Below are 12,807 nucleotides of genomic sequence, written 5' to 3'. Positions count from 1 at the left end.
GGCCGGGCTGCCGTCGTCGCTGCCGCCGTCGGCCACTATCAATTGGCAGCAGTCCCGCAGTGCTTGCAAGGGTTGCAGGCTGCCGGCAAGCTGCGCGGCTTCGTTGACTACGGGAATGATAATGCTGATTTGCGGCGGCATGGTTTAGCGATGGCGCAACCAGCGGTGATAGCGGCCGAGCCATTGCAACAGCATCTCGGGCGCGTGCGAGCGCTTCCAGACGCCGGCCGCGTATTTGTTGGCTTCGGCCAGGGTCGGGTAGATATGAATGGTGCCGAGAATGCCGTTCAGGCCGATGTTATGCTTCATGGCCAGCACGAATTCGGCGATCAGGTCGCCGGCATGTTCGCCGACGATGGTGACGCCGAGAATTTTGTCCCGGCCGGGCCGGGTTAAGACTTTGACGAAACCGTGTGCTTCGCTATCGGCAATGGCGCGATCCAGGTCGGCCATGCCATAGCTTGAAACCTCGTAAGCGATGCCCTGGGCTTGGGCATCTTGCTCGTTCAGCCCGACCCGGGCCACTTCCGGCTCGGTGAAGGTCGACCAAGGAATCGCCGAATAATCGGCGCGGAACATCTTGAAGGAGCCGAACAAGGCGTTCACCGCCGCATACCAAGCCTGATGGGCGGCGGTGTGGGTAAACTGGTACGGTCCGGCCACGTCGCCGACGGCAAAGATATTCGGATAATTGGTCTGTTGAAAGGCGTTGGTGTCTATGGTTTTACGCGGCGACAAGGCGATGTTCAGCGCTTCGGCGCCATAACCTTGCAGGTTGGCGGCGCGGCCGATAGCCACCAGCACTTGGTCGAAGGCTATCTTGACCGTTTGCCCTTGACAGTCGGCCAGCAGAATGTTTTCGCCGTTTTCCACCGTAAATTCCTTGGCGGTATGGTTGACGCGCACGGCCACGCCTTCTTGTTCGAAACGGGCCTTGACCAGTTCGGACGCCTCGGGGTCTTCGCGCGGCAGGATGCGCGGGGCCATTTCCACTTGGACGACCCGGCTGCCGAGGCGGGCGAAGGCTTGAGTCAGTTCGCAACCGATGGGGCCGCCGCCCAGTACCAATAGCCGTTCGGGCAATGCGCGTAGCGTCCAGACCGTATCCGAAGTCAGATAGCCGACCTTTTCGATGCCGGGAATCGGCGGCACGAACGGCCGGGCGCCGGCGGCGATGACAATCGAACGGGTACTGATGGTGCGCACACCGTCGCCGCTGCCGACTTCCACTTCCCAAGGCGAAACGATTTTGGCCGTACCTTGGATGACGTCCACGCCCAATTCGGTATAGCGCGCCACGGAATCGTGCGGTTCGACGGTTTTGACGACCCGTTGCACCCGCTCCATCACGGCGGCGAAATCGAAATCCGCCTCCGCCCTGTCGATACCGAATTCGGCGGCCCGTTTGACGTGCGACAGAAACTTGGCCGAACGTAGCAACGCCTTGGACGGCACGCAGCCGGTGTTCAGGCAGTCGCCGCCCATTTTGTGTTGTTCGACCAGGGTGACTTTGGCTTTTACCGCGGCGGCGATATAGGCCGACACCAAGCCGCCGGCGCCGGCGCCGATCACCACCAGATTAGTGTCGAAGCGGGCCGGTTTGCGCCAGCCTCGGTAGACCTTACGGGCTTGCACGGAATCCAGCATTTTCTTGGCCAACAGCGGAAACAGGCCCAACAGGGCAAACGAGGCCAATAATGCCGGCGACAAAATACCGGATAAAGAATCCAGTTTGGCCAATTGGGTGCCGGCATTGACGTACACCAGCGTGCCGGCCAGCATCCCTACCTGGCTGACCCAATAAAAGGTGCGGGTTTTAAGCGGCGTCAAACCCATCGCCAGATTGATCATGAAAAACGGAAACAACGGCACTAGCCGGAGGGTGAATAAATAGAAGGCGCCGTCGCGCGATACGCCGGCGTCCATGGCCTCTAAACGGCTGCCGAAGCGGGACTTGACCCAATCCCGCAGTAAAAACCGCGCCGCCAAAAACGCCAGCGTCGCCCCGATGCTGGAGGCAAAGGAAACAATCAGCGTGCCCCAAAACAGTCCGAACGCCGCGCCTCCGGCCAACGTCAACACTGCGGCTCCCGGCAGGGATAGAGCCGTCACGCCCACGTACAGCGCGCCGTACCATAAAACGGCCAGCGCCGGGTGTTGCTGCCGATAGTCGGCGATGGCGGCCTGTTGGGCTTTCAGGCTATCCAGCGTCAGATACTGCTGCAGGCCGAAGGCGAAAAATACCGCGACCGAAACGGCGATCAGCGCGAATACAACGATTCTGGACCTATTCATATCGTCCTCCCGTTAGCGGGCCGGCGGTTTGCCGGCCTCGGCGTATCAAAGTGTCTGCATCGGGTTGGCTGTTCTGGCATGCTAAAGTTCCTTAAAACCGGCGAGAGATGCAGTTTGGTCGCCTGAAACCGGTTTTCCTTACATCCCGGAATGTCGTAAAAGGTAGACCGGCCCGCGAATACCATGGGTGCCCGGCGATAATCTGGGCCGGGCCGGCGGCAACCGCTGTTCAATATTCGGCATCGTGAAAAACGTTTTGCACATCGTCCAGATCGTTCAACATATCCAGGAACTTTTCAAACAACACCACGTCGTCGCCGCTGATGGGAGTGCTGCCCTTGGGCAGAAACTGAATTTCATCGACCTCGAAATCGACCTCGCCCAACAGGTCCGTTAACGCCTGCCTGGCCTTGAAATAGTCGGCCTGCGGCGTGAAGACGGTAATTTTACCGTCCTCGCTCTCGATATCGGTGACATCGACATCGGCCGCCAATAAGGCTTCCAGCACCGCGTCTTCATCGGTGTGCTTGAATGCCAGAATGGCGGCATGATCGAACATGTGGCTGACCGTGCCCTGGGTGCCGATTTTGCATTTGGTTTTGGTAAAGCATAGCCGCACATCGCCGAAGGTGCGGTTGGGATTATCGGTCAGGCACTCGACAATGGCCATGCAGCCGCCGGGGCCGAAGCCTTCGTAGCGCGCCGGCGCGAAATCTTCCCCGCCGCCGCCCTTGGCCTTGTCGATGGCTTTCTCGATCACATGGCTGGGCACCTGGTCTTTCTTGGCCCTTTCGATCAAGCCCCGTAAAGCCAGGTTGCCGGAAGGGTCGATGCCTCCCGCCTTGGCGGCGACATAAATTTCCCGGCCGTATTTACTGTAGACCTTGGTCTTGGCATCCGCCGTTTTGGCCATGGATACTTTACGGTTTTGATAGGCTCTACCCATTGGGTTATTGCTCCAGTGAAAAATAAAAGCCCGAATTTTACAGGCAAGTATTTTCGGAGAACAATTTTTAATCGCGTTGGCGTGGACCTGTAATGTAGATTGGTTAGAGGATTTTTTCGTTGCGGCGAAATAAATATCCGCACGACGGCTCCAAGCGGGTATGTCATCCTCCGCAACTACGGCATAATATCGGCCATGAAAACACCCAAAAGACTCGAACCTTTAATTGAAAACGGCTTGATTGATGAAGTGCTGCGCTCGCTAAAAAGCGGCAAGGAGGCAGCCGTGTACGTGGTTCGCCGCGGCATGGAAACCTGTTGCGCCAAGGTTTATAAAGAAGCCGATCAGCGTAGTTTCCGGCAAAGCGTTTTGTATCAGGAAGGCCGAAAAGTGCGAAACAGCCGCCGGGCCCGCGCCATGGAAAAAGGTAGCCGCTACGGCCGCCAGGAACAGGAATCGGCATGGCAAAGCGCCGAAGTGACCGCGCTGTATCGCCTCGATGCCGCCGGCGTCAGAGTGCCGAAGCCTTATAATTTTATCGACGGCGTTTTGTTAATGGAGTTGGTTACCGACGCGGACGGTCAACCGGCACCTCGGCTCAACGATCTCGAAATGACGGCGGAACAAGCCAGAACTTACCACGCATTCCTGATTGCCCAGATCGTCCGCATGCTTTGCGATGGCCTGGTGCACGGCGATTTGTCCGAATACAACGTGTTGGTCGATAAGGACGGTCCGGTCATTATCGATTTGCCCCAAGCTGTCGATGCCGCCGGCAACAATAGTGCCCGCATGATGCTGGAACGGGATGTGGCCAACATGGCGGCTTACTTCGGCCGCTTCGCGCCCGAGTTGTTGACGACCGCCTACGGCAAGGAAATGTGGACACTCTATCAAAGCGGCGACCTGCTTCCGGAAACCCGGTTGACCGGTTTTTTCGAGGAAAGCAACCGGCCGGCGGACGTGCATAGCGTCGTGCGGGAGATTGACGCCGCGCGCGAGGAAAACGAGGCGAGGAAGCGGTATTTGGAGACAGTCCCCACGTCTTGAGGCCGTATCGCAAAATAGCGCGGACCTCGGCAATAGGATAAGCCAACCCGCGGCTATCTTTCCGGCAAGAACAGGATAAACCTGTGTTGCCGGGATTTTTCTAATCGTATATATGCTTACCGTGATAGACTGCTGATTGGAAACGCATAGTCACTATGTCATCCCTTACATTCCGGACAAACGTCAAGATCGCATAAAGGATTTGAACGCTACTCCGCTTCTTTTTCCTTTTGAGATTCTTAATGCCATTTTCCCATCTCGGTTTATCCGAGGCTTTATTAAAAGCCATCGCCGCTTCCGGCTATACCACGCCCACGCCCATTCAGATTAAAGCCATACCCGCCGTGTTAACCGGCCACGATTTATTGGCCGCCGCCCAAACCGGTACCGGCAAAACCGCCGGCTTTACCTTGCCGATTTTACAGCGCTTGGCGCAAACCAGTTATGGGCGAGATCGTCCGGTGCGGGCTTTGATTTTAACACCCACCCGCGAACTGGCCGCCCAGGTCGGCGAATCGGTGCTGAAATACGGCGCCCATCAGCATCCGCGCTTAAAATCCGAAGTGGTGTTCGGCGGCGTGAAAATTAATCCGCAAATGATGCGTTTGCGCGGTGGAGTGGATATTTTAACCGCCACCCCGGGCCGGTTGTTGGATTTGGTCGGCCAAAACGCCGTCAAACTGGATAAGGTCGAAATGCTGGTACTGGACGAAGCCGACCGCATGCTGGATATGGGCTTTATCAGAGACATCCGCAAAATTCTGGCCCTGTTGCCGAAAAAACGGCAGAACCTGTTGTTTTCCGCCACATTTTCCGCCGACATCCGCAAACTGACCGGCGACCTGCTGGTTAACCCTGTCAAAATCGAAGTGGCGGTTGAAAATTCCGCCGCCGAAACCATCGATCAACTGGTTTATACGGTGAATAAAACCGCCAAAACCGCCTTGCTGACCCATTTGGTCAAATCCAAAAACTGGCAGCAAGTGCTGGTGTTTACCAGCACCAAACACGGCGCCAACAAACTCACCGAAAAACTCAACACCGCCGACATCAAGGCTGCCGCCATCCACGGCAACAAAAGCCAGGGCGCCAGAACCAGCGCCCTGGCAGGCTTTAAAGCCGGCGAGATTCGGGTGCTGGTGGCCACCGACGTGGCCGCGCGCGGCATAGACATCGCGCAATTGCCGCATGTGGTTAATTTCGAACTGCCGCGCTCTTCCAGTGATTACGTGCACCGCATCGGCAGAACCGGGCGGGCCGGCAAAATCGGCCAAGCGGTGTCGCTGGTGTCTCAGGACGAATATCAAGCCTTGCGGCTGGTCGAAAAACTCATCGGCGCCCAAATACCCCGCGAACAGGTAGACGGATTTGCCTCGGCCTGAACCTTGGCGATAAACGCCCGGGGTTAACAATTTTCATAACAGCCGGCGCCCCGTTCCAACCGGGCCTTCGCTGCCTACGCTGATGTAAAACTTGACGGACAAACTCCGCATCGGTAAAAACGCGCTAATTTTTCAGCGTATTTTATTGAGCGGCATGAATCACGAAACCATCGCGGCCAGGGTCGAACATATATCAATGGCAACGGGTATTCTTGCGGGCCTAGCGGCGGCGGGCGCGGTATTGGCGGAACCGACCGGACTGGACGCGCTGGGAGTGTGGCTGGGCATTACCGACGAGCCTTTCATCGTCCGCATGGCGCCCCTGCTCGGCTCGTTGGCGACAGCCAGCGGCACCCTATCCGGCTTTACCTATTTCCTGGCTCAACGCCAAAAGAGGCGAAGCCCAAACAAGGCAACAGAGCGTAAGGCGACACCGCCCGAATAAACGGGTGCATCCGAGAGCCAGATTGCCGGCATTAATGCCATCGGCCTGAGCGGACATTTGGAAGCTTTATGTTTGGTGAAGACTGACAGAGCAAGCTCCCCCTTTCCGCCCTTCGCCTTTATTTGCCGGCTATGTCTAAATTAGGTTCATTTGCCGACATTCCAACGATCTCGTTATCCATTCAGGTCAACTGGATCTGATTATCCGCCAGCCCGTCATACCCGCGGAAAGCAGGTATCCAATGCCATGGATGGCAAGCTTCGCACTATCCCTGGAGTCTGGATTTCGGCAATCCATGCCAGAATGACGGCTTTAGGTAATGTGGCTCAGGTAATCTGACGAAAAGTAGAAGCCGGCGTAGCCCGGATGCAATGAAATGGAATCCAGGGTTGCAGACCACGACATCCCGGATTCCGCCTCGCTTTATCCGGGCTACGTTTTTCTTTTTTGCCTCAAGTTATGGCTGGCGTTATGAGTTTAGCCGTTTCTCGACCGGCCCAACGGTTTACATCCGCGCCTGTAAATAATTTTGCAGGCCTATGCTTTCGATCAAACCCAATTGCTGTTCGAGCCAATGCGCGTGATCGTGCTCGGTATCTTCCAGCATCACCCGTAATATTTCCCGCGTCTGGTAGTCCCGCACCGATTCGCAAAACCCCATCACCCGGCGTAAATCGCTCACCACTTTCAATTCAACCGCCAGATCGTTTTTGAGCATTTCCTGAACGGTGCGGCCGACATGCAACGGCTCGCGCTTGGACAAATCCGGCGTACCTTCCAAAAACAGAATGCGTTTGATCAACGCATCCGCGTGCTGGGTTTCGTCCTGCACCTCGTGGGCGATACGCTCGTACAATTTGCCGTAGCCCCAGTTTTCGTACATTCTGGAATGAATAAAGTATTGGTCGATAGCGGTGAGTTCCCCCGCCAGCAATTCATTTAACTGCGCGATGACTTGGTCGTTGCCCTTCATGATCGAATTCCCCGGTAAAAATAGCTGTTAGTCTAGCCTAACGCCCGCCGGGGCTCAATTGCTGTTTACGCCTATTTGCATATCCGGGCATACGGAGCCCGTCCGCAATTTGAAATAGCTTCGATAAGGGCGCCGTTGCCGGCCTGCTTCCGGGAGAGCCGGAGCGGCCGGCAACCCGCCCCGACAATCTCAATCTTTATACCGGCCTTTATGGAACGACTTGTGCCGGCGGCCGCACTGTTTCAGGTGCCCGGCCTCGCCGGCATTAACCGATGCATCGCGGGCGGCGACGCCGGTGTCGGCGAAATCGGTAAACAAACCGTCCACCCCCAGATCGAAGTAATAGGTCATTTCTTCGCGCGGGTCGGCAAAACCGTAACCGCCGGCGTCGTTACGGAATGTCCAGGTATGCACCAGCAGGCCTTTGTCGTGGGCCGTTTCGATTACGCCGGTACTGCCGTCGACGCGACGGTCGTTGACGGTGATATTGCCGTCGCCGTCGCGATCGACACCGTCCGCCACGGTTTTAACCAGATACGGCTTCCAGGGGCCGATGGCGTCGGCATAGCCGGCCACGAACGCCAGACCTTGTTCGGTCACCAAGTCGCCGAAAGTACGCGCATCGCCGTTAACTACAAAATCGTAAGGTTGCCGATAAGGCGGCACCAGCGAGAGCGAGCCGTCGGCGTTGACATCGTCGGCATCCACCAATTGCACTAGGCGGATATGGGTCTTCTTGCTCAAATATTGCAGGTTGCCCACTTCGAACGATTGAATGAATACCGGCGCGCAGCTGCTGTTGCCGTAGGCTTTATGCAGGGTTTTCAACAAGCGGTCTTCGAAATAATGCCCGCCGAAAGCCAAGCGGCCCTGTGCGTTTTTTAACGTGGCGTGATAAGTGGAGTGTTTGATTTCCGGATAAATGCCGATGCCGCGGCCGGTTTGCCTGGATTGGCTTTTCGCCAGAGCAATCACTTCATCCAGGGTCGGAATCCGGAATAAGCCGTCGTACTGGGTATCGCGGCCGGCGCGGGCTTGCACGGCGCGCAGAGTTTTGATCTCCGCCAGGGTGAAATTGCTGGCGAACCAGTCGTCGTACTCCACCCCATCGACCATGCGTTTGGTTTTGCGGCCGGCGAATTCCGGATGGCTGGCCACGTCGGTAGTGGCGCCTATCATCGGTTCGTGGCGGGCAATCATGTGTTTATCTTTGGTCAAAACCAGATCGGGCTCGATAAAATCGGCACCCTGCTCGATCGCCAGCGCATAGCTTTCCAGCGTGTGTTCCGGGCGGTAACCCGAGGCGCCGCGGTGGCCGATGACGAGTGGCGAATGCTGCATGTGAGGTTCCGCTTGGGCAGGCGTTTGCATGGCGATCAATGCAGCGGCAGCCAGGGCCGTCCGCGCGATTTTAGATAACGAATGTAGCATGCTGAATGTCCTTTGAATAGTTGAGTATTATGCCGGTTCGCAATCGGGCCGTACCGGCAAGCCGGGGAGAAAGGGCTTAGTCGCGGCCCCTTGCGCGCCCTTTCCCGGTTTTAGCCGCTGCGGGCAGGGTTTTCTCGAATACCGTATCGCCGTGATATGTTTTAATTCGACCGTCATGGCTTGGGAGCGCCTGTCTATATTCACCTCGCCGAAGAATTGCAGACCGGCATACGGCGACAGGTTGGCTTGGCCGGGTTCCGGGACCTTGCCGAACACCGCTTGCGGCCCGAAGGTGCCATCGATACAGTTGGGACCGAACGAACCGGCATTCAACGGGCCGGAAACGAATTCCCAAACAGGGAAAATCGGCGCCGGCCGCTTGTTCGGGGTCGTAATAATGCGCGGCGGCGTAATGCACGTCCGCCGCCAACCAGACGATATTGTCGAAATGTTTATGCTTGATAAACTGCAACAGGCGGGCGCTTGCAATTCGCGTTGCAGCCAGGCCAATTGAGCCTCGCCCAAAAAGGCGGTTTCCCGGCTTTCCGCCGCCTGCAAATTAGCCGTGTTCGGCCCGCGATAGCTGCGCATGTCCAACACAAATACGTCTAACAAGGGACCGTAGGCGATTTTGCGGTAAATACGCTCCGATTCTTCCATCATGCGGATGCAGCGGTGCGTATTCGCGGAAGGCCTGGGTAGCGCGCGCCGCCAGCAGCGGCACCTCGGCATTGAAACGGCGGATATGTTCATCCGGCAGATTGTATTTGTAGCGGACGCGGAATTCGGCCAGGCTTTCCGCCACCTTGCCGACTGCCGGCGTTGACCCGGTTAGTCCAGACCTGGCCGCTCTCGGCGATTACCTCGGCTTTGATAGGGTCGTCCGAATAAAGACTATCGCCGCTTTCGATAAAAAACCGCGGTTGCCTCCGGCGCATGGTTTCGTAAATTTTCATGCCGCCGAAACGGCCCATGAGCCGGTAAGCAACCGAGCAACTCGATCCGAGCATAGCGTGGACTCCCCGCTGTTGACGATGGAGCCGACATTGTAGCGAGCAAGCTATGACAGCATGATTACCTTTAGATTAAGGTTTTTTGACGGCGATTGTTTTAAGCGAAGGTAAAACCCAAAAAAACCGAGGCATAAATCCGTCAGGCTATCGGGTAATCCCAGCCGGGAATTACGCGAGCCTTATCCGCAGCCTCGGCGCGGCGGCTTGAGCATGGCGGCCTAGGCACGCTTTTAGCCTTTTAACTTCGCTATCAACATCTTATTCACATCGCCGGGATTGGCCTTGCCCTGGGTTTCCTTCATGACCTGGCCGACCAGCGCCATCAGCGCCTTGTCCTTACCGGCCAGATATTGTTCGACCGGAACCGGGTTGGCGGCAATCACTTTGTCGACGATGGCTTCGATGGCGCCGGTATCGGTGATCTGCTTCAAGCCTTCGTTTTCGATAATTTCATCCGCGGTCTCCGTACCGTTCCACAGTTTGTCGAACACCTGCTTGGCGATTTTGCCGGAAATGGTGTTGTCGGCGATGCGTTTCAGCAGGCCGGCCAAGCGTTCGGCACTGACCGGGCAAGCGCCGATTTCCAGGCCGGCCTTATTCAAGGCGCCCAGTACATCGCCGGTCATCCAGTTGCCGGCCAGTTTGGCTTCGCCAGCCGATGCCTTGACGACGGCTTCGTAAAAATCGGCCAGTTCGCGTGACGAAGTCAGCGTCGCGGCGCTTTCCGCATCCAGCGCGTATTGTTCGAGAAACCGCAGTTTTTTGGCATCCGGCAATTCCGGCAGCGTGGCGCGAATTTCATCCTTGAGCGACTGTTCAATTTCCACCGGCAACAGGTCGGGATCTGGGAAGTAGCGGTAGTCGTTGGCTTCTTCCTTGCTGCGCATCGAACGGGTTTCGTCCTTGTTGGCGTCGTAGAGACGGGTTTCCTGAACCACTTTGCCGCCGCCTTCGATGACGTCGATTTGGCGCTCGATTTCGTGGTTGATGGCTTTTTCGACGAAGCGGAACGAGTTGATGTTCTTGATTTCAGCGCGGGTGCCGAATTCTTTCTGGCCCTTGGGACGCACCGAGACGTTGGCGTCGCAGCGGAACGAGCCTTCCTGCATGTTGCCGTCGCAGATTTCCAGATAGCGCACCAGTTCGTGCAGTTTACGCATGTAGGCCACGGCTTCCTTGGCCGAACGCATGTCCGGCTCGGAAACGATTTCCAAGAGCGGCGTGCCGGCGCGGTTTAAATCGATGCCGGTCAGGCCGTGAAAGTCTTCATGCAGCGATTTGCCGGCGTCCTCTTCCAGATGGGCGCGGGTGATGCCGATGCGTTTTTCGACGCCGTCGACTTCGATGTCCAGATGGCCGTTGCCGACGATGGGCAGTTCGAACTGGCTGATCTGGTAGCCTTTCGGCAGGTCGGGGTAAAAGTAGTTCTTGCGGGCGAACACCGAGTGCGGAGCGATTTCGGCGTCTATCGCCAAGCCGAAGGTTACCGCCTTGCGTACCGCATCCTTGTTCAGCACCGGCAGCACGCCCGGCAAACCCAAATCGACCGCGCAGGCCTGGGTGTTGGGCTCGGCCCCGTACGCAGTCGAGGCGCCGGAGAAGATTTTGGATTTGGTGGATAGTTGAGTATGGATTTCCAGGCCGATGACGGCTTCCCATTGTGAGTTCATGCTTGATTTCCTTTTAGCTTATTCGGCAAAAACGTCGTTCAGATCGATTTGCAGGTCGGGGAATAAATGCGGAATGGCGATTTCGTTGCCGGGATACAATGCGCGCAATTGGTATTTACCGTTATCGTCGAGCACGAACTGCTGGACGATTTGTTCGTAGGGGAATACCAGCCAATATTCGCCGACGCCGCTTTCTTCATACAAATCGAATTTCAGGCGAACTTCTTTGCGACTATTACCCGGCGACAAGACTTCGATAATCCAGTCCGGCGCGCCATCGCAGCCTTGTTCGGTCAGTTTGTCCTTGTCGCAGATCACGCACAAATCGGGCTGCACGACGCTAAAGGCTTCGCCATTTTTAAGCAGCGATTTGCGGCGGTCGTATAGTTTGACGTCGAATGGCGCGTAAAACAAATTACACGGCTTTTTATGAAAGAACTGATAAAGCTTGCCACCGAGATTGGTGATTACCGTTTGGTGCTTTCTACTTGGCGCCGGCGACATCGCCATGATCTTGCCCTTGATCAACTCGACCGATTCCTCGAGCTGCCAGGTCAAATAATCGGCATAGCTGTAGGTACCGTTGGGGTCGAGTTGCGATAATTGCGTGATAGGCGCCATGTTGCCTCCCGTGTTATTCGAAGCCTTTTGGTATTTGCAAATGCCAGTCGGTCGTCTGCTGGTAACGATGCGCAACGTTCAACAATTTAGCTTCGCTGAAATAATTCCCGATCACCTGCAAGCCGACCGGCATGCCGTCGACGAAGCCGGCCGGAACCGACATGGCCGGCAAACCGGCCAGATTGATGGCGATGGTGTAAATGTCCTCCAAATACATCTGGACGGGGTCGCTGGTCTTTTCGCCGATACGGAACGCTGTGCCGGGCGAAACCGGCCCCATCAGCACATCGACTTCCGACAAAGCGCGTTTGAAATCGTCGCTGATCAGGCGGCGCACTTGTTGCGCCTTTAAATAATAGGCATCGTAATAACCGGCGGACAGCGCATAGGTGCCCATCAGAATCCGCCGTTTGACTTCGGCGCCGAAAGCTTCGCCGCGCGAACGGGTATACAGGTCGGTCAAATCCTCGGGATTTTGGCAGCGATAACCGAAGCGTACTCCATCGTAACGCGACAGATTGGACGAACACTCCGCCGAGGCAATCACGTAATAAGCCGGAATCGCCAGCTTCAGGTTGGGCATGTCCACTTCTTTGACTTCCGCACCTTGTTTGCGGTATTCGTCGACCGCCGCCTGAATCGCCGCTGCCATATCCGCATCCAGCTCGGCGCTGAAAAACTGCTTCGGCAAACCGATTTTCAAACCTTGCAAACTGTCGTTAAGGCCGGCTCTGTAATCCGGCACCGGCTGGTCGACGCTGGTGGAATCCTTGGCATCGAAACCCGCCATCACCTGCAGCAGCAAGGCCGCGTCTTCCGCATTGCGCGCCATGGGACCGCCCTGGTCCAGACTGGAAGCATAGGCGACCATGCCGTAGCGGGACACTCGGCCGTAGGTAGGCTTCAAACCGGTGATGCCGCAAAAAGCCGCCGGTTGCCGTATCGAACCGCCGGTATCGGTGCCGGTAGCGGCCGGCGTCA

11 protein-coding genes and 1 pseudogene are annotated in these 12,807 nt (G+C 56.7%); 3 read left to right on the top strand and 9 right to left on the bottom strand.

The features are described from left to right. Positions 1 to 144: 144 nt before the first annotated feature. Both NP596_RS16270 and NP596_RS16265 read right to left on the bottom strand, forming a co-directional pair. On the bottom strand, positions 145 to 2,295 hold the full coding sequence (locus NP596_RS16270; protein WP_256616442.1) for a dihydrolipoyl dehydrogenase family protein: 2,151 nt from the start codon (positions 2,293 to 2,295) through the stop codon (positions 145 to 147). Between the two features lie 229 nt (positions 2,296 to 2,524). Then, on the bottom strand, positions 2,525 to 3,241 hold the full coding sequence (locus tag NP596_RS16265) for a YebC/PmpR family DNA-binding transcriptional regulator (RefSeq protein ID WP_256616441.1): 717 nt from the start codon (positions 3,239 to 3,241) through the stop codon (positions 2,525 to 2,527). Positions 3,242 to 3,436: 195 nt separating this feature from the next. Between NP596_RS16265 and NP596_RS16260 the strand changes: the two genes are divergently transcribed. The 3 genes from NP596_RS16260 (at position 3,437) to NP596_RS16250 (ending at position 6,118) form a co-directional block, all read left to right on the top strand. Next, the gene (locus tag NP596_RS16260) at positions 3,437 to 4,291 is read left to right on the top strand and encodes a PA4780 family RIO1-like protein kinase (protein WP_256616440.1); all 855 of its coding nucleotides are present in this window, start codon (positions 3,437 to 3,439) and stop codon (positions 4,289 to 4,291) included. 242 nt (positions 4,292 to 4,533) lie between these two features. Further along, positions 4,534 to 5,673: a DEAD/DEAH box helicase gene (locus NP596_RS16255; protein WP_256616439.1), complete on the top strand. Its 1,140-nt coding sequence runs from the start codon at positions 4,534 to 4,536 to the stop codon at positions 5,671 to 5,673. A 91-nt stretch (positions 5,674 to 5,764) separates the two neighbouring features. Next, positions 5,765 to 6,118, top strand: coding sequence for a hypothetical protein (locus NP596_RS16250; RefSeq protein WP_256616438.1), 354 nt, complete (start codon positions 5,765 to 5,767; stop codon positions 6,116 to 6,118). 505 nt (positions 6,119 to 6,623) lie between these two features. On the opposite strand, the gene bfr is transcribed toward NP596_RS16250, so the two are convergent. The 7 genes and pseudogenes from bfr to NP596_RS16215 form a co-directional block, all read right to left on the bottom strand. Then, on the bottom strand, positions 6,624 to 7,091 hold the full coding sequence (bfr, locus tag NP596_RS16245) for a bacterioferritin (RefSeq protein ID WP_256616437.1): 468 nt from the start codon (positions 7,089 to 7,091) through the stop codon (positions 6,624 to 6,626). A gap of 189 nt (positions 7,092 to 7,280) precedes the next feature. Further along, positions 7,281 to 8,522: a glycerophosphodiester phosphodiesterase gene (locus NP596_RS16240; RefSeq protein WP_256616436.1), complete on the bottom strand. Its 1,242-nt coding sequence runs from the start codon at positions 8,520 to 8,522 to the stop codon at positions 7,281 to 7,283. Positions 8,523 to 8,598: 76 nt separating this feature from the next. After that, positions 8,599 to 9,182 (bottom strand): annotated as a pseudogene (locus NP596_RS16235) (alkaline phosphatase D family protein). Positions 9,183 to 9,271: 89 nt separating this feature from the next. Then, complete coding sequence (locus tag NP596_RS16230) at positions 9,272 to 9,532, bottom strand: hypothetical protein (protein ID WP_256616434.1); 261 nt, start codon at positions 9,530 to 9,532, stop codon at positions 9,272 to 9,274. A gap of 233 nt (positions 9,533 to 9,765) precedes the next feature. Then, complete coding sequence (gatB, locus tag NP596_RS16225; RefSeq protein ID WP_256616433.1) at positions 9,766 to 11,205, bottom strand: Asp-tRNA(Asn)/Glu-tRNA(Gln) amidotransferase subunit GatB; 1,440 nt, start codon at positions 11,203 to 11,205, stop codon at positions 9,766 to 9,768. 18 nt (positions 11,206 to 11,223) lie between these two features. Continuing rightward, positions 11,224 to 11,826, bottom strand: coding sequence for a Uma2 family endonuclease (locus NP596_RS16220; RefSeq protein ID WP_256616432.1), 603 nt, complete (start codon positions 11,824 to 11,826; stop codon positions 11,224 to 11,226). Positions 11,827 to 11,839: 13 nt separating this feature from the next. Further along, positions 11,840 to 12,807 (bottom strand): amidase family protein (locus NP596_RS16215; RefSeq protein ID WP_256616431.1); only part of this gene is annotated, 968 nt, incomplete at its 5' end.

It is taken from the genome of Methylomonas rivi, from assembly GCF_024505165.1.
Classification (GTDB): domain Bacteria; phylum Pseudomonadota; class Gammaproteobacteria; order Methylococcales; family Methylomonadaceae; genus Methylomonas; species Methylomonas rivi.
This window is presented reverse-complemented; position numbering and strand designations above follow the sequence as displayed.

Bases quoted from the DNA above. Each gene is read 5' to 3' on its own strand.
- NP596_RS16270 (WP_256616442.1), bottom strand. From the start codon at position 2,295: ATGAATAGGTCCAGAATCGTTGTATTCGCGCTGATCGCCGTTTCGGTC.
- NP596_RS16265 (WP_256616441.1), bottom strand. From the start codon at position 3,241: ATGGGTAGAGCCTATCAAAACCGTAAAGTATCCATGGCCAAAACGGCG.
- NP596_RS16260 (WP_256616440.1), top strand. From the start codon at position 3,437: ATGAAAACACCCAAAAGACTCGAACCTTTAATTGAAAACGGCTTGATT.
- NP596_RS16255 (WP_256616439.1), top strand. From the start codon at position 4,534: ATGCCATTTTCCCATCTCGGTTTATCCGAGGCTTTATTAAAAGCCATC.
- bfr (WP_256616437.1), bottom strand. From the start codon at position 7,091: ATGAAGGGCAACGACCAAGTCATCGCGCAGTTAAATGAATTGCTGGCG.
- NP596_RS16240 (WP_256616436.1), bottom strand. From the start codon at position 8,522: ATGCTACATTCGTTATCTAAAATCGCGCGGACGGCCCTGGCTGCCGCT.
- NP596_RS16230 (WP_256616434.1), bottom strand. From the start codon at position 9,532: ATGCTCGGATCGAGTTGCTCGGTTGCTTACCGGCTCATGGGCCGTTTC.
- gatB (WP_256616433.1), bottom strand. From the start codon at position 11,205: ATGAACTCACAATGGGAAGCCGTCATCGGCCTGGAAATCCATACTCAA.
- NP596_RS16220 (WP_256616432.1), bottom strand. From the start codon at position 11,826: ATGGCGCCTATCACGCAATTATCGCAACTCGACCCCAACGGTACCTAC.